The organism is Mucilaginibacter sp. 14171R-50 (genome assembly GCF_010093045.1).
Lineage (GTDB): Bacteria > Bacteroidota > Bacteroidia > Sphingobacteriales > Sphingobacteriaceae > Mucilaginibacter.
Genome location: NZ_CP048115.1, coordinates 3,871,070 through 3,895,048, shown reverse-complemented (window position 1 = coordinate 3,895,048; position 23,979 = coordinate 3,871,070). Strand labels below are relative to the sequence as shown.

Annotated in this window: 16 protein-coding genes; 15 read left to right on the top strand and 1 reads right to left on the bottom strand. The window is 43.2% G+C overall.

The window, feature by feature from the left end:
• The first annotated feature begins 6 nt into the window (after positions 1–6).
• Positions 7–846, top strand: a complete 840-nt coding sequence (locus GWR56_RS17755; protein ID WP_162432541.1) for a glycosyltransferase family 2 protein — start codon at positions 7–9, stop codon at positions 844–846.
• A complete protein-coding gene (locus GWR56_RS17750; protein ID WP_162432540.1) occupies positions 830–1,645 on the top strand; it encodes an SDR family oxidoreductase in 816 nt (271 codons plus the stop codon). Before GWR56_RS17755 ends, GWR56_RS17750 begins: the two co-directional genes overlap by 17 nt.
• 66 nt (positions 1,646–1,711) lie before the next feature.
• On the opposite strand, the gene GWR56_RS17745 is transcribed toward GWR56_RS17750, so the two are convergent.
• On the bottom strand, positions 1,712–2,656 hold the full coding sequence (locus GWR56_RS17745) for an ion channel (protein ID WP_162432539.1): 945 nt from the start codon (positions 2,654–2,656) through the stop codon (positions 1,712–1,714).
• A 33-nt stretch (positions 2,657–2,689) separates the two neighbouring features.
• On the opposite strand from GWR56_RS17745, the gene GWR56_RS17740 reads away from it, so the two are divergent.
• From GWR56_RS17740 to GWR56_RS17680, 13 genes are all read left to right on the top strand, one after another.
• Positions 2,690–2,860, top strand: coding sequence for a hypothetical protein (locus GWR56_RS17740; RefSeq protein ID WP_162432538.1), 171 nt, complete (start codon positions 2,690–2,692; stop codon positions 2,858–2,860).
• A 75-nt stretch (positions 2,861–2,935) separates the two neighbouring features.
• Complete coding sequence (gene trpD / locus GWR56_RS17735; protein ID WP_162432537.1) at positions 2,936–3,925, top strand: anthranilate phosphoribosyltransferase; 990 nt, start codon at positions 2,936–2,938, stop codon at positions 3,923–3,925.
• A 1-nt stretch (position 3,926) separates the two neighbouring features.
• Positions 3,927–4,568, top strand: coding sequence for a phosphoribosylanthranilate isomerase (locus GWR56_RS17730; RefSeq protein ID WP_162432536.1), 642 nt, complete (start codon positions 3,927–3,929; stop codon positions 4,566–4,568).
• A complete protein-coding gene (trpB, locus tag GWR56_RS17725) occupies positions 4,552–5,733 on the top strand; it encodes a tryptophan synthase subunit beta (RefSeq protein WP_162432535.1) in 1,182 nt (393 codons plus the stop codon). Before GWR56_RS17730 ends, trpB begins: the two co-directional genes overlap by 17 nt.
• Positions 5,734–5,949: 216 nt before the next feature.
• Complete coding sequence (locus GWR56_RS17720) at positions 5,950–8,352, top strand: ABC transporter permease (RefSeq protein ID WP_162432534.1); 2,403 nt, start codon at positions 5,950–5,952, stop codon at positions 8,350–8,352.
• A 122-nt stretch (positions 8,353–8,474) separates the two neighbouring features.
• Complete coding sequence (locus GWR56_RS17715; RefSeq protein ID WP_162432533.1) at positions 8,475–10,889, top strand: ABC transporter permease; 2,415 nt, start codon at positions 8,475–8,477, stop codon at positions 10,887–10,889.
• Between the two features lie 161 nt (positions 10,890–11,050).
• On the top strand, positions 11,051–13,447 hold the full coding sequence (locus tag GWR56_RS17710; protein ID WP_162432532.1) for an ABC transporter permease: 2,397 nt from the start codon (positions 11,051–11,053) through the stop codon (positions 13,445–13,447).
• A gap of 38 nt (positions 13,448–13,485) precedes the next feature.
• A complete protein-coding gene (locus tag GWR56_RS17705; RefSeq protein ID WP_162432531.1) occupies positions 13,486–15,870 on the top strand; it encodes an ABC transporter permease in 2,385 nt (794 codons plus the stop codon).
• A 118-nt stretch (positions 15,871–15,988) separates the two neighbouring features.
• Positions 15,989–18,442: an ABC transporter permease gene (locus GWR56_RS17700; protein WP_162432530.1), complete on the top strand. Its 2,454-nt coding sequence runs from the start codon at positions 15,989–15,991 to the stop codon at positions 18,440–18,442.
• Between the two features lie 66 nt (positions 18,443–18,508).
• Complete coding sequence (locus GWR56_RS17695) at positions 18,509–20,923, top strand: ABC transporter permease (protein WP_162432529.1); 2,415 nt, start codon at positions 18,509–18,511, stop codon at positions 20,921–20,923.
• Between the two features lie 292 nt (positions 20,924–21,215).
• Entirely contained in the window at positions 21,216–21,893 is a 678-nt protein-coding gene (locus GWR56_RS17690; RefSeq protein WP_162432528.1) for an ABC transporter ATP-binding protein, read from the top strand.
• Between the two features lie 13 nt (positions 21,894–21,906).
• Complete coding sequence (locus GWR56_RS17685) at positions 21,907–23,244, top strand: TolC family protein (RefSeq protein ID WP_162432527.1); 1,338 nt, start codon at positions 21,907–21,909, stop codon at positions 23,242–23,244.
• Positions 23,245–23,356: 112 nt separating this feature from the next.
• Complete coding sequence (locus GWR56_RS17680) at positions 23,357–23,959, top strand: porin family protein (RefSeq protein ID WP_162432526.1); 603 nt, start codon at positions 23,357–23,359, stop codon at positions 23,957–23,959.
• Positions 23,960–23,979: the final 20 nt, after the last annotated feature.

The following is a 23,979-nucleotide window of genomic DNA, read 5'->3' as shown; positions in this document are numbered from 1 at the left end:
TAGCTTATGAAACTTTCTGTTATAGTTGTTAATCACAATATGTGCAACAAATTAAGGCAAGCATTATTTACTTTAAATAGAGCTTGCCGCGATATTGATTATGAGTTGATTGTGGTTGACGATGCATCTTCAGACAAGTCGGTGGCGATGCTTGGTAATGAGTTCCCCCAAGCCAAATTGATTGTTAATCAGCACCATGCCGGCGTGGCTAAAGCCCGCAATCAGGGGATTGAAGAAGCCAAGGGCGAGTATGTTTTACTGGTCAATGCGGATACTATTAGCGGCAAAAAAACCGTAGAGCACGTGCTTGAATTTATGGACGCCCATAACGATGCGGGTGGTGTAGGGGTGCGTATGTTAAGCCCGCGCGGCAAATTTATTTCCGAATCCAGAACCGGGTTTTCGCGTGCCTGGGGTGGTTTGCTGAAATTAACCGGCTTGGCCAAACACTTCCCAAAATCGCGCTTGTATAAAAACGATGATGATTGGGTAGAAGATGAGGAGTTTGCAACTACCGAAGTTGACGTGATTAATGGTGCATTTATGTTGTTGCGCCGGTCGGTAGTGAACCATGTTGGCGACTTCGACGAGCGGTTTGTAAAGTTTGGTCATGATATCGATCTTTCGTTCCGTATCCGCCTGGCGGGGTACAAAAATTATTATTTCCCAAAAACCTACATACTCAGCTTTAATACCCGGTTACGCTCTAAATTTACCTGGAGCTATATCAGGCATTTTTATGGTGCTATGATTATATTCGCTGCCAAATATTTGCTCCACATGCCCGAAATAAAAATTCCGGCTATCCCGCAGATGTTCGCACCGAAATATGAAATTGAAAGATAAGGTTGTACTCATCACAGGCGCGTCTTCGGGTATAGGCAAAGCCCTTGCCATAGAGTTTGCCCGGCGCGGCGCCAATCTGGTGTTAGCTTCCCGCCAGTATGTTACCCTTTGCCATATAGCCCAAACGCTGCAAACAGATTATGCCATAAAGGCCATTGCCGTACAATGCGATGTAACCGTGGAGGAGGAGTGCGCTGCCCTTATTAAACAGGCTCAATTTACTTTTGGAAAAATAGATGTGCTGGTTAACAACGCGGGTATATCTATGCGCGCGCTATTTAACGATGTAAACCTGGCCGTTTTAAAAACCGTAATGGACGTTAATTTTTGGGGTGCCGTGTACTGCACCAAATACGCACTGCCGGCTATTACAGCAACTAAAGGCAGCATTGTAGGCGTATCGTCGATAGCCGGCTATAAAGGCTTACCCGGTCGCTCGGGTTACTCGGCTTCAAAATTTGCTTTAAATGGTTTCCTGGATGCCTTGAGAGTTGAAAATTTGAGGACGGGCGTACATATTATGCTGGCATGCCCGGGCTTTACCTCGTCAAATATCCGCAACACTGCCCTTGATAAAAATGGTGTACAACAGGGCGAAAGTACATTAGAAGAAGCTAAAATGATGACCGCTGAAGAGGTCGCCCGAATAATAGCCGACGGTGTAGAGAACCGCAACCGTACTTTGATCATGACGTTACAAGGCAAGCTAACCGTTTTCCTGAGCAAATTTTGGCCTGCCTTTTTAGATAAGCAGGTGTTCAAAGTTTTCGCGAGGGAGAAGAACGCGTTGCTGAAATAGTTCATTGGTCCATTAGTTCAATCGGTTATTGGTGACAAAGAACTAACGGGCAAATTGGCCGGCGAACTAATGAACCATATCAAATTCACTTATTTTACCCATATCCAGTTCTATCCTGCCATCTTCATCGCGGGTAAACATAGGCACAAATTTGGCGTTCCAAACCATATCCTGCGCTATGTAGGATGTACGCGAATGCACCGTTTGCGAAAAAGTATCATCAAACGCTTTCAGCAATACCGAAAAGCTCGCCTGGTAAGTTTCCAGATCCTCGTATATCATATCAATCAGCGGGCTGTTGGCATCAAGCGGATGCACAATGGTCCAGTTTAGGGTAAGCAGGCTCACATATTTACGCTCAAGTTCTAAAGGGAAAAAACGGCGTATAGGTTTGCCGTCAACAACTTCGTTGTACGAAAAAATGACCTGTATATCCAGATCTATCAGCACGTTTTTACGGATATTGGCCAACCTGAACATCAATCCGCGCCCATTATCGCCGTATGGGGCAACCACCATATTTTCGCTGTAGACTATTTTTGCTGATGGTTTTGAAAAACGCCCGTAAAGCAAGCCGGTAGCCAGCGCAAAGGCCAGCAAACCAATCATCGATTCGAAGGCGGCCACGCTGTTGGCTATCACTCCACGCGGGCTGATATGCCCGTAACCCACCGTAGATATGGTTTGCGCCGAAAAAAAGAATGCATCAAGCATATGGCTCATATGGTTATGCGCCGATGCGCCATCCAGGCTATCCATCCCTATCAATACATAAATAGATGCAAAAAACAGGTTAGCGATCAAATATCCGCTGAGTACCACTACCCAAAACCTTGCCCAGCTCATTTTAATGAGCGTGTGATAGGTATCCGCAGTATTAAACCTCGATAAACCCCTGCGCTTTACATTTACCGAACCATCTTTATTAATAAGCGGCTGGTTTTTGATCACCGGCTGAGGGCCGAAGCCAAGATCGTTCTCGGGGTTGATATGTTGTTTGCGTATAGCCATGGTTATTTAGTGATCAGGCGGACTTATTGATTTATGAACAGCCTGATATTTGGATTTGTAACCGATAATTCAATATTCACTAATTGCTTCCGTAAAAATATTATTATGCTTGCTTTTGGCGAAAACAATTTCCATATTTGCCTTAACAATATGAAAGTGCAGATATTAAATAACAATTGGTGGTGGCTTAACGAGAATTCGTAAGGCAGCCTCATTTTTTGTTTTTGATAAATATACAGAAGGGTTGCCAATACGGCGACCCTTTTTTTATGGCCTATTATGAAACAGATACTTAACCACCTTTTTGAACATAAGACATTTACCCGCGAACAGTCGAAAGAAATTTTGTTGAATATAGCGCTGGGTAAATACAATAACTCGCAAATGGCCGCTTTTATGACGGCGTATTGCATGCGCAGCATTACGGTTAACGAGTTGGAGGGTTTTCGGGATGCCATGCTGGAGCTTTGCCTGCCGGTTGACCTGCAAACCGGCGAACTGATAGACCTTTGCGGCACCGGCGGCGATGGCAAGGATACTTTTAATATATCAACACTTGCATCATTTGTGGTAGCCGGTGCAGGATATAAGGTTGCCAAGCATGGCAATTATGGCGTTTCTTCGGGCTGTGGGTCGTCAAACGTAATGGAGCACCTGGGTTATGTGTTCACCAACAACACCGATGCATTGAAGCGCAGCATCGATAAGGCTAATATATGCTTTCTGCACGCGCCCTTGTTTCATCCGGCCATGAAAACCGTAGCACCAATACGCCGAGAGCTTGGCGTAAAAACATTCTTTAATATGCTTGGCCCGTTGGTAAACCCGGCTAAGCCGCAAAACCAAATGGTGGGGGTGTTTAACCTTGAGCTGGCAAGGATATATGCTTACCTGTATCAAAAGTCAGAAGTAAAATATACCATACTGAACGCGCTGGATGGTTACGATGAGATCTCGCTCACCTGCGATTTTAAAACGTTTTCGGCCGAGGGCGAGAAAATAAATAGCATTGAAAGCCTTGGTTTTGGCAAACTAAACGAAGATGAAATAACCGGCGGGCATACCGTAAGCGATTCAGCAGATATATTTATGAAGGTGCTTAATGATGATGCGACGATTGCCCAAACCAGCGTGGTTTTAAGCAACGCCGCTATGGCAATTAAAACTATTCATCCGCAAAAAAGCTTTGCCGATTGCTTTTACGAGGCCGAAGAATCGCTGATAAGCAAAAAGGCACTGGGCAGCTTTAAAGCGTTAATAGCCAATTAAAATGAAAATTAAAGTTTGCGGATTAAGGGATAGTGATAACATTAAGGCTGTTGCCGGTATAAGGCCTGACTATATGGGCTTTATTTGCTACGATAGGTCGGCGCGTTTTATTGGCGCAATGGAGGATGATGAACTGGTAAATATTTCTACAGATATTGCTAAAGTTGGCGTTTTTGTGGATGAGGATGCAGATACCATCAGTAAATTAATATATAAGTATAAGTTCGACGCTATACAGCTTCACGGCAGTGAAAGCCCGGAGTTTTGCGGGATGTTTAAACACGAGGTGGAGGTAATAAAAGCATTTGGTGTAGACGAAAATTTTGATTTTACACAACTGAAAGCATACAAGAACAATGTGAATTATTTCCTGTTCGATACAAAAACGGCGGCGTACGGCGGTTCGGGGAAGACGTTTGATTGGACTATTCTTGATAAATATACACTGGATGTGCCTTTCCTTTTATCGGGAGGATTGAGTTTAGACAACCTGGAAGAAGTAAAGCAGATAAAGCATCCCGCATTTTATGGGGTAGATCTGAACAGCAAATTTGAGGTATCGCCAGCATTAAAGGATATAAATAAACTAACACAAGCATTTACTACGATAAACACATTTAACAGCAATGAAGTACGGAGTTAACGAACAAGGCTATTACGGAGATTTTGGCGGTGCCTATATCCCCGAAATGCTGTATCCTAATGTTGAAGAGTTAAGGCAGGAATACATCAAAATAATAAGCGACCCCGGCTTTACCGCAGAGTTTGACCAGTTGTTAAAAGACTATGTGGGCAGGCCATCCCCGTTGTATCATGCTAAAAGATATTCTGAGAAATATGGGGCTAACATTTTTTTTAAGCGCGAAGACCTGAACCACACCGGTTCGCACAAAATAAACAACGCCATAGGGCAGATATTGCTTGCACAGCGTTTGGGCAAAAAACGCATCATCGCCGAAACAGGCGCCGGTCAGCACGGGGTAGCAACGGCTACGGTTTGCGCCTTGAAAGGTATTGAATGTATTGTTTACATGGGCGAGATTGACATGGAGCGCCAGGCTCCGAATGTGGCACGTATGAAAATGCTGGGCGCCAGGGTAGTACCGGCAACGTCGGGTAGCAAAACGTTGAAGGATGCCACCAACGAGGCTCTGCGCGACTGGATAGGGAACCCGGTTGATACCCATTACATTATCGGTTCGGTAGTAGGGCCGTACCCATACCCTGATATGGTGGCAAGGTTTCAGTCGGTAATATCTGCCGAAACAAAAAAACAGCTATTGGAGCAAACCGGCAGCGAATTGCCTCAATACGCTCTGGCTTGCGTGGGCGGCGGCAGTAATGCCATGGGCATGTTCTATCATTTTTTAGACGACGAAGCCGTAAAACTGGTAGCTGTTGAAGCAGCAGGTAAAGGCGTTGACAGCGGCCACTCGGCTGCAACCACATTTTTGGGAAAAGAAGGCGTATTGCACGGCAGCCGCACCATATTGATGCAAACGGCCGACGGGCAGGTAGAAGAACCATATTCGATATCTGCCGGGCTGGATTACCCGGGCATAGGCCCTCAGCACGCGCATCTGTACAAAATAAACCGCGCCAAATATGTAAGCATCACTGATGATGAAGCCCTGAATGCCGGCCTGTTATGTTCGCAAATGGAGGGCATTATTCCGGCCATTGAAACAGCGCACGCGCTTGCTTATCTCGAAAAAATGACCTTCCAAAAAAGCGATAATGTAGTGATCTGCCTTTCGGGCAGGGGGGATAAGGACCTGGATACTTATATCAGGCATTTTGGGTTTTAAAAAGTCTATAGTCGAAAGCCTTCAGTCTAAAGTCGCTATTTATACTTTGGACTAAAGACTTTCGACTTTTAACTTGTCAGACTGTATCATAACCGAACAGGTACTGTTACGCTTACGTACATATAGCACGCTTGTAAATCTTTATAAATACCTGGTTATTAGTCACTTACTAATTTGGTATATGTTTTAACTGTTATAAAACATATTGCCATAATTATGTTAAAAAATTACTTCAAAATTGCCTGGAGGAATATCATCCGTCATAAGGCGCACTCTATAATCAACATTTCGGGCTTAAGCGTAGGCATTGGCGCCTGTCTGCTCATATTTGTTATCCTCAAATTTGAACTAAGCTTTAATAAATTCAATAAAAACTTTGATGACATCTACCACCTGGTTACCAAACAAACGGCTGAAGATGGCATAAACTATAACCCGGGCGTATCTGTGCCGGCGCTTGATGCCTTAAGGATTGATTTTCCGCAGGTAAAATTTGCTGCTTTAACATCAAGCTACGGCAGCCAGATGACCGTATCCGGTACGGACGATAAGAAGTTTATTGAGCCAATCGGGGTTTTCTTTATGGAACCGCAGTTCTTCGATATTTTTCAAACCAGGTGGCTTAACGGTTCTAAAGAAGTGCTTTCGCAGCCCAATATGGTTGTTATTACCAAAGCTATCGCAACAAAATATTTCGGCGATTGGAATACGGCAATGGGTAAAACCATTAAAATGGATAACACCTTAACCTTACGGGTTGCCGGTATAGTTGAAGATGCGCCAAGTAACAGCGATATACCCTTAAAAATAATGGTATCGTACATCACCTGGAAACAAAGCGGCAAAACATACAGCTACAATAACGAATGGGGATCTATAAGCAGTAATCACCAGATATTTTTACAACTGCCCCAAAACCTAAGCCGCCAAAAATTCGAGGCGCAGCTGGTGGGCTTCACCAAAAAGAACCTGACTGATAAACGTGCTGCGCGAACGCATCTGGCGCAGCCACTTGCCGAAATGCACTTTGATACACTGATAGGCAATACACTTGGCGACCATTCTACCAGCAAGGCAACCATCAGTACACTAACCTTTATCGCTATTTTGATCATCCTAATGGCGTCTATCAACTTCATCAACCTTTCAACCGCGCAATCGGTTGGGCGCTCAAAAGAGGTTGGCATCCGTAAAGTATTGGGCAGCACGCGCAAACAACTGGTGGCGCAGGTAATTGGCGAAACTACCCTGGTTATTGCATTTTCGGTGATATTGGCAGTGGTTATAGCAAAAATAGCTTTACCCTATCTTAAAAATATATCAAGCGTACCTGATGATATTGGTCTGATAAATACAGATACGGCCATATTTCTGGTATGTACCATGCTGGCAGTAATAGTGCTATCGGGTATTTATCCGGCGTTGGTAATCTCGGGCTTTAAACCCGTGGCTGCATTAAAAAATAAAATAACAGCTGCATCAATTGGCGGCATACCCTTACGCCGCGCCCTGGTGGTTGCCCAGTTTGCCATTGCCCAGTTACTTATCATCGGGACCATTGTAGCGGTAAACCAAATGAACTTTGTAAACGAAGCCGACCTTGGCTTTAATAAAAACGCCGTATTGGTTATCCCCGGCTATACAGATAGTGTTAGCCTGAGCAAAGTAAATTCATTTAAACAGCAAATACTGCAAAACCCCAATGTAAAGGCTACGAGTTTCGCCTCGGATGCGCCATCATCAGAAAATAACTGGGGATCAAATTTTTACTTTGACGGCTCGCCAAAAGATGTATCGTTTACCGTTTTTTTAAAATTCGCCGATGCGGATTATTTCAAAACGTTCGGACTGAAGTTTGCTGCGGGTAAAGGCTATGACGAAAGCGACACGGCCCGCCAGGCAGTAGTTAACGAAACGCTGGTGCACAAATTGGGCATCCGTAATGCAGAGGAGGCGATAGGTAAAACCATAAAAATAGGCAGCGGCCGCTGGATGCCTATAACCGGCGTTGTGAAAGATTTTAAAACCAACTCGTTACGCGACGCTGTTAAACCAACTTTTATAACGTCTGCAAAATCAAATTGGTCGCAGGTGGCTGTCAAGATCCAGACAAAAAACTTAAGCAAAACTGTTAAGGACATACAGCAGCTTTGGGAAAAAACCTACCCGGAATATGCCTATAACGGTTATTTCCTGGATGAAAACATAGCGCAGTTTTACAGGCAGGAAAACCAACTGGCTTTGGTTTACAAAATATTTGCGGCTATAGCCATATTTATTTCATGCCTCGGCTTATATGGGCTGGTATCCTTTATGGCAGTGCAACGCACCAAAGAAGTAGGTGTACGCAAAGTATTGGGGGCTTCGGTATTCAATATTGTGTTCCTGTTCTCCAAAGAATTTATGATACTAATTTCTGTAGCATTCTTAATAGCTATGCCATTGGCGTGGTATATCATGTCGGGCTGGTTACAAAACTTTGCATACCGCATACCGCTTACCGTCGGTGTATTTGTGCTGGCTATTGTTTCGTCAATAGCTATAGCATGGTTAACGGTTGGTTACAAAGCATTAAGGGCAGCTATGGTAAACCCGGTTAAAAGCCTGCGAAGCGAATAATGGTGAGTTGTGAGGGGTGAACGGTGAGTAGTGAACAGCAGAAGTGATAGCCTGAATTAGGGTTTATGATTTAGCGTTTAGAATTTAGGGTTTAGCGTATAGGATTTCGAATTTTCACAATTATGATCAAAAATTATTTTAAGACCGCCTGGCGCAGTTTGCTTCGTAACAAAAGCTATACTATTATAAACATTACAGGCCTGGCCATTGGCATAGCTGCCTGTTTGCTTATATTTTTAGTGATACATTTTGAAACCGGCTTTGATACCTATCACACTAAAAAGGATCGTATTTACCGGGTGTTGAATAAGCGCACATCGTCCGAAGGTGTTAAGTTTAGGTCTGGTTTGCCTTTCCCCATAGAAAAGGACCTGCGGATCGATTTTCCACAATTGCCACTGGTAACATCGGTTATTAATGATGACGGCAAGCAACTAAGTGTTAAAGATGCCGCCGGGCAAATAAAAAGGTTTAAAGAGGACGATCTTTATATTACCGACGCCGAATTTTTTAACGTGTTTGATTTTACCTGGGTTACCGGAAACAAAAAAACAGCGTTAACCGAGCCCAACACTGTTGTGCTTACCCAACGCATGGCCAGGAAATTTTTTGGTAATTGGGAAAACGCAATGGGTAAAACCATCACTTATGAAAATAAGACAGACCTTAAAGTTACTGGGATACTGCGGGACCTGCCAGTAAATACCGATTTGCCTGTTAATATAGCTATATCGTACGCAACCATAAAACAAACCGACTATAAGAATAACCTGGAGGATTGGGGTAGTAATTTTGGATCGCACAATTGTTTTGTTGTACTGCCCGCTAACGTTAGCGAAGCGCAGTTTAACAAACAACTGGTGCCGTTTATAAAAAAACACCGCCCTGACGAAGCAAAACGCGAAGCGTTTTTATTACAGCCTTTAACCGAGATGCATTTTGATACCCGTACAGGGCTATTCAACGGCCAGGTATTTAGCAAGGATATGATCAGGACATTAAGCCTTATCGGGGTGTTTTTACTGGTGATAGCCTGCGTTAACTTTATTAACCTGGCCACAGCCCAGGCCGTTAACCGTTCGAAAGAAGTAGGTATAAGGAAAGTGTTAGGAAGCAAGCGTAGACAGCTCATATTACAATTTTTAAGCGAAACTTTCATTATCACCTTGTTTTCTGTTTTGCTTGCCATAGCGTTGAGCGAAGCTGCTTTGCCTGCTTTAAACCGCCTGCTGGAGATCAAATTGGCCGCCGGCTTTATTAATGATGGGGTTATAATTGCATTTTTAGGAGCGGTACTCATAGTGGTTACTTTATTATCAGGCGTGTACCCGTCAATGGTACTATCGGGCTTTAACCCCATAACCGCCTTAAAAAATAAAATAACCGGGGTTAGGAGCAATGGCATTACTCTTAGGCGCGCGCTTGTGGTAGTGCAGTTTGGCATAGCACAGGTGCTTGTAATAGCTACTTTAGTCGTCATTAGCCAGTTAAACCATTTTAAAAACTCGCCGTTGGGCTTCGATAAAGACGCAGTAGTAACAGTAAGCCTGCCCGGCGACAGCGTTAGCCGCCTGAGAATGGCCGCCTTGCGGAACGAGATACTGCAACAGCCAAATGTTAAAAGCTTTAGCTATAGCTTTACCAGCCCGTCTGATAACACCAATTGGGGCACGCCTATCACTTACGACAATGCCGCCACAGAAACCGAATTTAGGGTAAATTTAAAATGGGCCGATGCCGATTATTTTAAGCTTTACAACCTGAAGTTTGTTGCCGGCGGCCCATACAGCCAAAGCGATACGGTAAACGCCTATGTAGTTAACGAGACTCTTCTAAAGAACCTTGGCGTAACCAACCCTAAAGATGCTATTGGCAAAACCATAAACATTTGGGGAGATAAAAATCTAACCCAAAAAATTGTTGGCGTTGTAAAAGATTTCAACGTAACATCATTACGCGAACAGATACCACCGGTAGTTATGGGGGCCTGGACAGGCCAGTACGGCATAGCAAACATTAAGCTTTCGCCAATAAATATGCAGCCCACACTCGCCATCATAGAAAAGCTGTGGACAAAAACATTCCCCGAAAATATCTACGAACACAAATTTCTGGATCAGAAAATAGAGAATTTTTACAGAAAGGAAAGTCAGCTGTCACAGCTCTACAAGATTTTTGCGGGGATAGCCATTTTTATATCCTGCCTGGGCTTGTATGGCATGGTATCGTTTATGGCGGTACAACGCACAAAAGAGGTAGGCATCCGTAAAACGTTGGGTGCATCGGTAGCAAATATCGTATACCTGTTCTCCAAGGAGTTTACCATACTCATTTTAATATCATTCGTTATTTCGGCGCCCGTTGCATGGTATTTTATGCAGCAATGGCTGCAAGGCTTTACGTATCGAATACATCCGGGGGTAGGGATATTTGCTATGTCTATCGCCTTATCTATAGTTATAGCATGGGTAACAGTGGGGTACAAGGCTATAAAGGCAGCGCTTGTGAACCCTGTAAAAAGTTTAAAAAGCGAATGAGTTGGTGAATGGTGAGTAGAGAGAGGTGAACTGTTAGCATTTAGAGTTTAGAATTTAGGGTTTAGCATTTAGCATTTACCAATAGAGTTTAGAATTTAGTGTTTAGCATTTAGCATTTAGCATTTAGCATTTAGCATTTAGCGTTTAGAATTTAAACCATCATGATAAAAAATTATTTCAAGATCGCCTGGCGCAACCTTTGGAAAAACAAGGTTTCATCAACTATTAACATTGTTGGCCTTGCCATTGGAATGGCCGCGTGCATAGTTATCCTGTTGTTTGTATCGTACGAGAGAAGTTTCGACAACTTTCACGGCGATAACATCGTCAGGTTAAACGAGGTGCAGAAGTTTCCGGGGATGGCGGCATCGCAAAAGGTAGGCTTATCTATGTTCCCGATGGCACCCGCGCTTAAGGCAGAATTCCCTGAAGTAAAGAGCTACACGCGCGTAAAATGGGACCGCAAGTACCAGATGACCAATGGCGAAACAAGGGTGTTTTTGCCACAGGTTTTTGCGGTCGACTCGGCCTTTCTGGATATCTTCAATTTTAAGGTTATAAAGGGTAACGCAAAAGATGCTATTGAAAAACCCAACAGTATAGCCCTTACACAGGAAACCGCCGAAAAGTTATTCGGAAAGGAAGACCCGATAGGTAAAGTTATAAACCACTACGGTGGCGATACAGTAAAATTTACGGTAACTGCCGTTATGGAAAACTGCCCCAAAAACTCGCAGTTGCAGTTTGATGCTTTGTATTCGTTGCCAGGCATTCAACAAAAATGGATGGATAGATGGGGCGGCAACTGGCTAAACACCTATCTTAAAGTTACACCCGGCACTGATCTGAGGGCCTTTGAAGCAAAAATGCCTGCCTTCTTAAAAAAACACATGGACGGCGAGGGCTGGAAATATTACGAGTTGTTTTACCTGCCGTTGAAAGATGTACATTCTAAAGCTGCGGATATAGGACTGGATTACCTGAACTTTCAAAAATTCGATCAAAAATCAACCAACCTATTTGCCATTATAGCCTTCATTGTGCTCATTATAGCATGTATCAACTTCATGAACCTATCTACCGCCCGTTCGGCAGATAGGGCTAAAGAAGTAGGTATCCGTAAATCAATAGGCGCCCACCGGTTGCAGCTGGCGCTGCAATTTTTAAGCGAAACCATATTACTCTCGTTACTGGCATTGGTGCTTGCGATTATTTTGGTAGAACTGGCTCTGCCGTATGTAAACCACCTGAGCCTGCGGGATATAACGCTGCCGGTATTCAGCAAACCTTCGTTCCTGCTGGTAATTTTGCTGAGCACTATAATGGTTGGCATTATCTCGGGCATTTACCCGGCATTGTTCCTTTCGTCTTTTCAACCTGTAAAGGTTTTAAAGGGATCGGTAAATACCGGCAAAAATAAGGGCACGCTGCGCAATGTGCTGGTTATCGGCCAGTTTACAAGCGCCGTGTTTTTGATGATCGCTACGGCTTTTGTGGTAAAACAGTTAAGATTTATGCAGCAAAAAGATCCTGGTTTTACCCGCGAGCAGGTGGTTACTATCCCGCTCGACAGGATCTCGGGGCAAAAGTACCAGGTGTTTAAACAGGCGCTGTTAAGCAATACCCTGGTTACGGGCGTCACCGCATCTCAGGATCAGTTGGGCAGCCACTTAGACCAATCGGGCGTTACTTTTAAGTATAACAATTCGCCTGCGCGGGAAATGGCTGCTACACAGCTTGTAGTTGATGATGATTACCTGAAAGTGTACAATATTAAAATGGCGTTAGGGAAGAATTTCTCTCCCGAAAAGTCAGCAAACGGCCGCGAGTATATTATAAACGAAGCGATGGCCAAAGAGCTTTTGAAAGATCATCCAAAGGCTAAAGAAGAATCGTTGATAGGCCAGCGTTTCGGCTACGATTCGCTTGGGGTTATAACCGGTATAGCCAAAAATTTCAACTTTAACTCGATGCACTATAAGGTTGAAAACCTGTTTATTGTAAACCAGGATGAATGGGGCTTCAGCACGGTTTCGGTAAAAATAAAGCCGGGGAAATCAAAAGAAGCTGTAGCTTATATAAAATCTACCTGGGAGAGCCTGATACCCGGTTATCCGTTTGAATACCAATTTTTAGACGACCACTTTGCAGAGGTTTACCGTGCAGACGACCAGGTGAGCAAAATAGTGGGCATACTTGCCGGTCTGGCCATCCTGATATCGTGCCTTGGCTTGTTCGGGCTTGCATCATTCTCTGCCGAAAAACGGATTAAAGAGATAGGCGTACGCAAAGTTTTAGGGGCATCGGTACAAAACATTGTGATGTTGCTGTCGGGTCATTTTATAAAACTCGTGCTAATATCAAACCTGATAGCCTGGCCGCTGGCATGGTACGTAATGAACCGCTGGTTGCAGGATTTTGCCTATCGTATTAATGTAACCTGGGGAACGTTTGTATTTGTTGCGTTGGTATCGGTATTCATCGCTTTGGTAACCATTAGTTTTCAATCCATCAAAGCTGCGATTGCAAACCCCGTAAAAAGCTTACGAAGCGAATAAAAAACCAGTAAATAAGTTCAATTTTTTCAAGAATTTTTATGTTAAAAAACCACTTTAAGATCGCGCTGAGAAACCTTTGGAGGCACCGCGTATTTTCGTTTATAAATATTACGGGCTTATCCATAGGGATAACTGCATGTTTTTTTATATTCATGTATGTGGCTTTTGAACTCAGTTACGACCGGTTCCATACCAAAGCCGACCGTATTTACCGCCTGGTTACCGATATTAAAACACCTTCCGAAACCATCGTTACCGATGTTACCTCGTGGGCGTTTGCTCCCAATATCAAAACGGATTTCCCTGAAGTAGAGTCATTTGTGAGGGTTAGCGGAGGTAGTTTCCTGGTAAGAAAAGGCAATGTAAAATTCCAGGAAGAGAAGACGTTATTTGCTGACTCGGGCTTTTTTAAGATGTTTGATTTCAAGCTCATTAAGGGGAACCCGCAAACCGCATTGTCTGCGCAGGCAAGTATAGTATTTACCGAAACCGCGGCTAAAAAGTATTTCGGCACATCTGACCCTGTTGGCCAAACGGTATTATTAACCGGGGATGCCATTCCGGCCCTGGTGACAGGCGTAATGAAGGATATTCCGGAAAATTCGCAGATAAAGGCCGATATGCTAATATCAATGTCGACCCTTACCCAGCGGTTTAACAAAGGTATAGAAGAGCAATGGGGCAATTATGGCGCCACAACATATTTACTATTAAAGCCCGGTGTAAATGCCCAAGTGCTGCAATCTAAATTTCCGGCGTTTGTAGAGAAACGTAATGGCGAGCAAAGCCGCAAACAGCAAATGTTTGCCACCTTATCGCTCGAGCCTTTAACAGAGGTTTACCTGCACTCTAAAAGAGGCGGGCAGGATGTAGGCAGCATCAGCAACGTTTACATATTTAGTATTGTAGCTGTTTTTATATTGTTGATTGCTTGTATCAACTTTATTAATTTAACCACGGCACGTTCGGTAGAAAGGGCCAAAGAAGTAGGTATTCGCAAGGTAATAGGGGCAGCTAAAGGCGAACTCTCAAGGCAATTTATAGGCGAATCGGTAGTGTTGTGCCTTATAGCCTTTGTTATTACTGTTATATTATCCGTGGTATTGTTACCGCTGTTTAACCAGTTGTCGGGCAAAACCATAAGCGCCGGTGTGTTTTCAAACTGGTATTACCTGTTTATCCTTTTTGGCGTATCTGTTGGTATTGGCCTGCTGGCAGGTATATACCCGGCCACGGTGCTCTCGTCTTTTAAGCCCGTTTTGGTTTTAAAAGGCCGGTTTTCTGCCGGTACTAAAGGTAATTTTTTAAGAAAAAGCCTGGTCGTAGCGCAGTTTACGATATCAATAGCTTTAATAATCGGCACCATCATCGTTTACAACCAGATGGATTTTATGCGTAACCGCGACCTGGGTTTCTCAAAAGACCAAATGATAGTGATGGACAGCAACGGCGACAGAGGTAAAGAGGCTTTTCAGCAATCCATCAGATCAATACCCGGGGTTAAATCTGTGGCGCTTTCATCAAGCGTACCGGGTGGTGGCAATGCGGGCGCTTACTCAGAAATTGAGAATAATAAAGGCGACCTGCAAATAGCCAATCTTGACCTTTACTTTGTAGATTTTGATTACCTGAACCAGTTTAAAATAAAAATGGTAGCAGGCAGGCCGTTCTCAAGGGATTTTATGAACACCGATACCTCACAGGCAATGATATTGAATGAAGAAGCTGTAAAGCTATTTGGCTATACATCGCCCCAGCAGGCCATTGGGCGCCGGTTTAAACAATGGGGCCGCGACGGTAAGATCGTGGGGGTAATGAAGGATTTCCACTTCCGGTCGTTACAGGAGAAAATAAAGCCTTTAAGCATGCGGGTTGAGCTGCGCAATCTTGATCTGGTATCGGTAAAGGTAGAAGCAAAGAATCTGCAGGCAACCCTGGCAGCTATTGAGAGCAAATGGAAAGAAACAATACCTAACAGGCCCTTCAGCTACTACTTCCTGGATGAATTCTTCGACAGGCAATATCGTGCTGAACAACGCTTTGGCAAATTGTTTTTCAATTTTTCCATACTGGCCATCGCAATCTCATGTTTGGGGTTATTGGGCCTTGCATCATATAGTACATACCAGCGTACACGCGAAATCGGCATACGTAAGGTGTTAGGGGCAACCACCCCGGGCATTGTAAACATGCTCTCTAAAGATTTTATGCGACTGGTTATTATCTCGTTTTTGATAGCAACCCCTTTAGCCTGGTACTTTATGCATAAATGGCTGCAGGATTTTGCTTACCGCATTGATATACAGTGGTGGGTGTTTGCCTTATCGGGTGTATTAGCCATGATAGTAGCGCTTACTACAATAAGCTTTCAGGCAATTAGGGCGGCGATAGCCAACCCGGTGAAAAGTTTGAGGAGCGAGTGATAGGGATTGGTTAATCAGAGAAGAGATCATTAACGCGGCGAGATGTAACCTGCTTTATTTAACTGTTGTCAAAAAATTAAGGCGTAAAATTTAAGATTAGAAATTAAGTTTATCAATCATGATCAAAAATTATTTTAAAATAGGGTGGCGTAACATGATGAAGAACAAGTTCTTCTCGTTCATCAACATATTTGGTTTATCGGTAGGGCTGGCATGTTGTATGCTGATAGCACTGTATCTTAAATACGAAACCAGTTACGATACCCAACATACAAATGGGCCCAATATTTACCAGGTGGTAACCGCTTTTGTGCAAAATGGCAACAAGCGCATGAAAATGCCAAACACACCTGCGCCCATGGCTGGCGCCTTAAAGCAGGAGTACCCCGAAGTGCTGGAATCTGCGCGCTTGCTAAAGCTTTTTATTGACGACAAAACCATTTTGCAGTACAACCCTGCAAGCGGCGAGCGTAAATCTTTGCTCGAACAAAATGGTTTCCTTGCCGATCAGTCGTTTTTCAAAATATTCACTTATAACTTTATTGAGGGCAGCCCTGCTAACGCCTTGGCCAACCCGCGTACTATTGTGCTCTCAAAAACACTTGCCCGGAAACTTTTTGCTGATCAACCTGCGCTTGGCAAAGTTATCCATGTTAACAGCAACACTAACGGCGAACAGGATTATACCATAACCGGTGTGTTCGACGAGGGTAAGGTTCCCTCGCACATAAACGCCAATTTCTTCCTGTCGATATATGGTGGTGCTATGGAAGGATTTATAAAACGGAATGGGAATGATTTTGCCAGCAACAATATGTTTTATACATACCTGTTGCTAAGGCCGGGCACGGATGCTGCCAGCCTTGAGGCCAAACTGCCAGCCTTTATTGATAAGTACGCGGGCAAAGATCTAAAGGCTATGGGCTTTCAAAAGGTACAATCATTAATCTCTTTGCATGATATACACCTGAGCAGCGAGGTTGAAAGTAACGTAACCCCGCCTGCAAGCAAAACCTATTTGTACGTGCTGTTTTCAATAGCCGTGTTCACACTTATCATCGCTTGTATTAACTTCATGAACCTTTCTACCGCCCGCTCATCGAAACGATCATCAGAGGTGGGGGTACGGAAGGTTTTGGGTGCCGAAAAATCTACGCTGATCCGTCAGTTCCTGGGCGAATCAGTTTTAATGACCCTGATAGCGTTTATATTTGCCATTGCTATTACCTTAGCATTGCTGCCTTTCTTTAACAATTTAGCTGATAAGCAAATTACATTATCTTTTAGTAAAGACAGCATACTGTTTCTGGAATTTCTATTGATGGCGCTTATTACAGGAGTGCTTGCGGGAAGTTACCCTGCATTTTACCTGTCGTCGTTTAACCCTGTAAAGGTGTTAAAAGGCAAGCTAACCAACTCGCTTGCCGTTGTGGCTGTGCGAAAAGGGCTGGTTGTTTTTCAGTTTATTATTTCGGTGGTGCTTATTGTGGCATCGGTTGTTATTGCAAGGCAAATGAGTTACATGCGCAGTGCAGACCTTGGCTTCGCAAAAGACCAGCAAATAGTGTTGCCTTTACGCACTTCAGCCGCTAAAGCTGCATACACCGCCCTTAAGGCCGACTTACAGCAAAACACCCAGGTAGCATCTATCGGTGCATCGGCGTACTACCCGGGTGTTTTTAATCCAAGTGATAACCTTTTATACCCCGAGGGAAAAACCAATGCCGAAGGAAGGCGCACACGTTTAAATTATGTAGATAATAACTTTTTACAAACGCTGGATATCAAACCGGTTGCAGGGCGACTTTTCTCGGCGGAATTTGGTTCGGATACTACTAATAGCATCATTATAAACGAAAAGGCCGCTAAAGAATTTGGCTTTACAAATGTTAACGATGCGGTTAATAAAAAGGTGATGAACAATTTTCAGGGTAACACAACCGCGTTTACTATTGTGGGCGTGGTTAAAGATTTTCATTACGAAGACCTGCACCTGCCTGTAACGCCTTATGGCTTTTTCCTGAATACCGGCGGCTATAATTATATGGTGATACATGCCAAGCCAGGTAACATGAGCAACATGTTAAAAACCATTGAAGCGAGCTGGAAAAAATATGATCCTAATGATCCGTTTGATTATACCTTTCTTGATGACGACTTTCAAAAAAATTATCAGGCCGATACCAGATTGGCGGGTATAGTAGGCTATTTTACTGTTGTGGCTATCCTGATATCGTGCCTTGGGCTGTTTGGTTTGGCTGCCTTTAGTGCCGAGCAGCGTACCAAAGAAATTGGCGTGCGCAAGGTATTAGGCGCAAGCGTAAAAACAATCGTTTCTTTATTATCGGTTGATTTTTTAAAGCTGATAATTGTTTCCGTTATTATCGCATCCCCAATTGCATGGTGGATAATGAACAAATGGCTTCAGGAATTTGCCTACCGTAAAGATATCGACTGGACGATATTTGCATATACTGCAACTATCGCTATCATAATCGGTCTTATTACAATAGGGTCGCAAGCGCTAAAAGCTGCTCTGGCAAACCCGGTAAAAAGCTTACGCAGCGAATAGTTTATAACGAATATTGAGTTAACCGGTTTAATCAGTTTAGATTTAGAGTTTTAGAATTTCCATATCATGATAAAGAATTATTTAAAAACCGCATGGCGTAACCTGTTGCAAAACAAAACCACATCGCTCATCAGCATGGCGGGGCTGGCAGTGGGTATCTGTTGTTTCCTGTTATTAACTACCTATCTGATCAACGAGTTAAGGTACGATAGGTTCAACGTTAATGCCGATAGGATAGCGCGTGTAGCTTACAGCTATAAATCGCCGGATGATAAAGAGGCACGATACTTAGCTGTTACACAAACGGCGGTTGTACCCGTTTACAAGCAGCAGTTCTCTGAAATAGAGGACGGGGTGCGGGTGTTTAATTTATCAGGACAGGGACCCGTAACGGTGAAGTACGGCGATAAGCTTTTTGCCGAGAAAAATATGCTTTTGGCGGATGAATCGTTCTTTAAGATCTTTACGTTCAAATTTCTGCAAGGCAGTGCGTTTAAAGCACTATCAGACCCATCATCAGTTATTATAACCGAGTCGACAGCGAAAAAATATTTTGGCACTGAAAACCCTATGGGTAAAATACTTAAGGTTGATGACAACAATAACCTTATGGTAACCGGTGTTATACAAGATGTGCCTGCTTATTCGCAGATCAAGTTCGACCTGATGGCAAATTCGGCTCTTGACCCGGGAACAAAAAATTTGAAGTGGAATGCGGCTAGCAATTACTCATATCTACTATTAAAGCCGGGTACCGACCTCAAAGCTTTAGAAAAAAAGATGGACGCATATATTGCGAATATCTTAAAGGAACAAAACAGGCCCGGCGTTACAACTACTTACACTTTAGAACCGCTTACCAGTATACACTTAAAATCTAAAGCGCTTTACAGCTTAGAGGTACCCGGAGACATCAAATACATTTACATTTTAGGCGTTGTGGCAGTAGTGTTGCTGTTATTGGCCTGCGTAAACTTCCTTAACCTGGTAACCGCCCGCTCCGCGGAACGAGGTCGCGAAATCGGGGTACGCAAGGTTATGGGCGCTGTGCGTGGGCAGCTGTTTACCCAGTTTATCATTGAAGCCGGTATAATCACGCTTTTTTCATTAGCCGTGGGTGTGCTGCTCCTTATCGTTTGCCTGCCTGCGTTTAGCGTATTTACCGGCCAGCAATTAAGCATCGACATATGGAATACTTCCTGGCTAATTGGCGCTTTGGTCGTGTTGTTTGTAGCAGTTACTTTTATGGCCGGTACCTATCCGTCGTTATATCTGTCGGCTTTTAAACCTATCGTTACCCTTAAAGGAAATTCGTCTACTCAATCGGGCGGCAACATGCTGCGCAAGTCGTTGGTAGTGTTTCAGTTTGTGGTATCGGTGTTCTTTATCATCAGTACATTAATTGCAAGCAATCAGTTACGGTACATGCAAAATCTAAACACCGGTATAAACCGCGACCAGGTAATGGTACTTGATATAGGCGGAATATCGTTTAATAACATCGAGGCATTTAAGAATGAGCTGAAACAGCAAAGCGGCATTTTGGCTTCTACCGCCAGTTACGATTCGCCTGTGAATGTTCGCGGCGGGTATTCTATTAACAGCGCCGACGGTAAGCCCGCCGATTTTAGTTTATCGGTTACCGCAATACCCATCGAAAGAAATTTTGTAAAAACCTTAGGTATAAAATTGATTGCTGGCAACGACCTTGACCTTGGAGACGAACAGCAGGTGTTAGATAAAAATTACGAAAAGCGCCATTACAGCTTTATTTTAAACGAAACAGCGGTAAAAGCCATGGGCTGGAAACCTGCCGAGGCTGTAGGTAAAAAGATTGGGATGAACGGGCGCATGGGCGAGATAAAAGCCGTAGCGAAGGATTTTAATTTTACATCGCTTCACCAGGAAATAACGCCTATAGCGCTATTTCCGGAGTATGAGTGGTTTGGTAAGCTGCTTATCAAAACATCTGGTAAAAATATGGCCAATACCATTGCTGCCATACAAACCAAATGGAAAAACTTTTACCCTAATAAACCCTTTGAATATCATTTTCTTGACCAGGAGTTTGAAGAGTTATACAAAAGCGATCAGCGTACAGGTTCGATATTAACAGCCTTTACCATTGTTACCATTTTTATATCTTGCCTGGGTTTATTTGGCCTGGCGGTGTTCTCGACCCGCCAGCGTGTAAAAGAAATAGGTATCCGCAAAGTTTTAGGGGCCAGCGTGGCCGGCATAGTTGGCCTCATATCCTTCGATTTTATAAAACTGGTGCTTATAGCCATTGTTATATCATCGCCATTGGCCTGGTACGCTATGCATACCTGGTTACAAGATTTTGCCTTCCGTGTAAACATACAATGGTGGGTGTTTGCGCTTGCGGGCGGCATGGCGGCGCTCATAGCTTTTTTAACAGTAAGCTATCAATCTGTAAAAGCTGCATTATCAAACCCGGTGAAAAGTTTGAGGAGCGAATAGATCAATTAGAGATCAACGATTTGAGATTAGAGGTTAGGCTGAAAAGCCTGACCTCTATTTGTATGTGGGATACCTAATCTCTAATCTCCTGCCACTAACCTTTAAAAGCAACTGTATCATAACCGAACGCACGCTGTACAGAAGCGTACAGTATTAGTTTTTAAGTTGTAATATAATTAGCTGAAAATAAAGTATTTATAACTTTGGTATGTTATTGATACGTCAATACCAAAATCAGTTTAAGAAATTGCAATAAATAACTCAATAATTCATTAAACACAATAATTAAAAAATGTTATCACTCCAGCATATTTCAAAGTATTACCAGGTAGGCGGCAACAAAAACTTCGTTATAAACGACATCAGTCTGGATGTTGACGAAGGCGAGTTTGTATCCATTATGGGCCCTTCGGGTTCTGGCAAGTCAACCTTGCTGAATATAATAGGGATGCTTGACGAGCCAACAGATGGTTATCATTACTTTGTAGATCAGGCGGTGCACCAGCTTAAAGAGCGCCAACGCTCGGCTCTGTATAAACAATACATTGGGTTTGTTTTCCAAGCTTATCATCTGATAGATGAGCTTACAGTTTATGAGAATATCGAAACCCCTTTGATATATCAGGATGTAAAAGGATCGGAGCGTAAAGCTATGGTAGCCGATATGTTGGATCGTTTCAATATCGTTGGTAAAAAGGACCTTTTCCCGGCGCAGCTATCGGGCGGGCAACAGCAGCTTGTAGGTATAGCCCGCGCACTTATTGCCAAACCTAAATTATTATTAGCCGATGAGCCAACAGGTAACCTTAACTCTAAACAGGGTGAGGAAATTATGGAACTATTCAGTAAGCTGAACAAAGAGGATGGCGTTACCATCATCCAGGTAACCCACTCCGAAAAAAACGCCGAATATGGCACGCGTATTATCAACCTGTTGGATGGAAGGGTAGAATCTTCGAAAAAATTCTGAACTATAACACAAAATGCGATACTTTAAATTTTTACTTTTTAGCTTAATTACAATAGCGCCGGCACTGGCACACAGCCAGGCGGTTGATAGCGTACTAACCCTGCAGCAATGCATTGATATCGCTGTAAAAAACAACCTTGATGTAAAGAAAAGTGAACTGCAGCTACAAGTTGCAAAAGTTGATAAGAACCAGGCTAAGGAAAACCTGCTGCCGGCAATTAGCGCGCAGGTTGATCATGGTATTAGTAATGGCCGTAGCCTTAACCAGGTTGATTATACTTATGTTAATGCGTCTACAAAATTTGCGAGTTACAGCGCCAATGCCGACTTAACCTTGTTTAGCGGATTACAAAATTTAAACAGGATAAAACAAACGTCGCTTGCGTACAAGGCAGGAGAGATGGACTTGCAGCAAGCAAAAGATGCGATAACCATTAATACCATAACCGCTTATTTGCAAGTGCTTAATAATACCGAGGCGCTTGCCCAGGTACAAAACCAGGTAGAGGTTTCCAAAAAACAACTTGACAGATTGGACATTTTAGAAAAGCAAGGTGCGAATAAACAACCCAATGACTTTTATGATCTGAAAGGTACATACGCCGATAACCAGGTAACTTACGTAAATGCCAAGGCTGTGCTCCAAACGTCGAAACTAAACTTGTTACAGATACTAAACATACCATACCGACCCGATATTAAATTTGAAAAGTTAACCGGGGCAGAAATATTAAGGCAAAACGGCACATCCGACGAGATTTACCAAACAGCTTTAGCGCAGTTGGCTTACGTAAAAGCAGCAACATTAAGGCGCCAAAGCGCCGAAAAAGGTGTTGCCGCTGCCAAAGGGGCTTTGTATCCAACAATATCATTATTTGGAGGATTAAATACTAATTATTCGAGCGCTGCCAAAATAAATGATGTGGCCATCCCGTACGGCGACCAGTTCAAAAACAACTTTTATAACCAGTTTGGTGTAAGCGTACGGATACCTATCTTAAACTATTTTCAAAATCGCAATAAGGTAACGTTGGCAAAAATTGACTTACAAAACTACAAGTATGTTGAGGAAAATACCAAGATAAAGTTGCGTCAGGACGTTGAGCAGGCTTATTTGAATATGAGTAACGCCCTTGAAAGATACAAGGCGCTGCAAGAACAGGTTAAAGCTTATGCCGAATCGTTCAGGATTGCCGAGATACGCTTTAACGCGGGTGTATTAACTTCTGTTGATTATGTATTGGCCAAAAACTACCTCGACAGGGCCAACCTGAACCTGATCAACGCCCGTTACGACTGTTACATTTACAACAAAATATTAGATTACTACCAGGGGCGCCTATCATTATAACACCTAACTATATATCACGGTTAAAATATCCGGTCTGCTTAACAGTAGCCGGATATTTCATTTTCAAACAAAACGTATATTTATCCTGTTAACTAATAAAATCAACAAAACCATGAAAAAATTAATACTTACCCTTGGGATAGCTTTAGCTGTTACAACAATATCAAACGCGCAAATATTACCAAAAGTGCAGGTTGGTATAAAAGGCGGTGTAAACTTATCAAGCCTGTCAAATTCGGGCAGTACATTCAGCAGCGAGAATCGCGCCGGCTACCTCGGTGGGTTATGGGCAAGGTTTGGTGCGTTAGGCTTTAACTTTCAGCCCGAACTTTATATAACCAGCAAAAATGTAGATATCAATAATAGTAACGGCCCCGCCCGTAATGCAAAATTTACCAGCATTGATGTGCCTTTACTTTTAGGCGGCAAAATTGGCGCATTTGGTTTGGGCGGCAGGTTTTATGCCGGGCCGCTATTGTCGTTCGCTATAAACAAGGATAATAACTTTGGATCCGCTGTTGGCAGCGCCGCCAGGTTTGATTACAAAAGCTCTAACTTTGCTATAACAGCTGGTGCAGGTATTGATATCAGGAAGATATCTATAGACCTGCGTTATGAAGCTGGCTTAACCAAGCAAAATTATTTTGACGGCTCTACTAATTACAAAACCCGTGTAAGCCTATTTAACCTGAGCTTAGGCTACGCGTTTTTATAATATCACTTAAATTAATTTCA

Coding starts and splice junctions, on each gene's coding strand:
- GWR56_RS17755 (WP_162432541.1), top strand. CDS start 7: ATGAAACTTTCTGTTATAGTTGTTAATCACAATATGTGCAACAAATTA.
- GWR56_RS17750 (WP_162432540.1), top strand. CDS start 830: ATGAAATTGAAAGATAAGGTTGTACTCATCACAGGCGCGTCTTCGGGT.
- GWR56_RS17745 (WP_162432539.1), bottom strand. CDS start 2,656: ATGGCTATACGCAAACAACATATCAACCCCGAGAACGATCTTGGCTTC.
- GWR56_RS17740 (WP_162432538.1), top strand. CDS start 2,690: ATGAACAGCCTGATATTTGGATTTGTAACCGATAATTCAATATTCACT.
- trpD (WP_162432537.1), top strand. CDS start 2,936: ATGAAACAGATACTTAACCACCTTTTTGAACATAAGACATTTACCCGC.
- GWR56_RS17730 (WP_162432536.1), top strand. CDS start 3,927: ATGAAAATTAAAGTTTGCGGATTAAGGGATAGTGATAACATTAAGGCT.
- trpB (WP_162432535.1), top strand. CDS start 4,552: ATGAAGTACGGAGTTAACGAACAAGGCTATTACGGAGATTTTGGCGGT.
- GWR56_RS17720 (WP_162432534.1), top strand. CDS start 5,950: ATGTTAAAAAATTACTTCAAAATTGCCTGGAGGAATATCATCCGTCAT.
- GWR56_RS17715 (WP_162432533.1), top strand. CDS start 8,475: ATGATCAAAAATTATTTTAAGACCGCCTGGCGCAGTTTGCTTCGTAAC.
- GWR56_RS17710 (WP_162432532.1), top strand. CDS start 11,051: ATGATAAAAAATTATTTCAAGATCGCCTGGCGCAACCTTTGGAAAAAC.
- GWR56_RS17705 (WP_162432531.1), top strand. CDS start 13,486: ATGTTAAAAAACCACTTTAAGATCGCGCTGAGAAACCTTTGGAGGCAC.
- GWR56_RS17700 (WP_162432530.1), top strand. CDS start 15,989: ATGATCAAAAATTATTTTAAAATAGGGTGGCGTAACATGATGAAGAAC.
- GWR56_RS17695 (WP_162432529.1), top strand. CDS start 18,509: ATGATAAAGAATTATTTAAAAACCGCATGGCGTAACCTGTTGCAAAAC.
- GWR56_RS17690 (WP_162432528.1), top strand. CDS start 21,216: ATGTTATCACTCCAGCATATTTCAAAGTATTACCAGGTAGGCGGCAAC.
- GWR56_RS17685 (WP_162432527.1), top strand. CDS start 21,907: ATGCGATACTTTAAATTTTTACTTTTTAGCTTAATTACAATAGCGCCG.
- GWR56_RS17680 (WP_162432526.1), top strand. CDS start 23,357: ATGAAAAAATTAATACTTACCCTTGGGATAGCTTTAGCTGTTACAACA.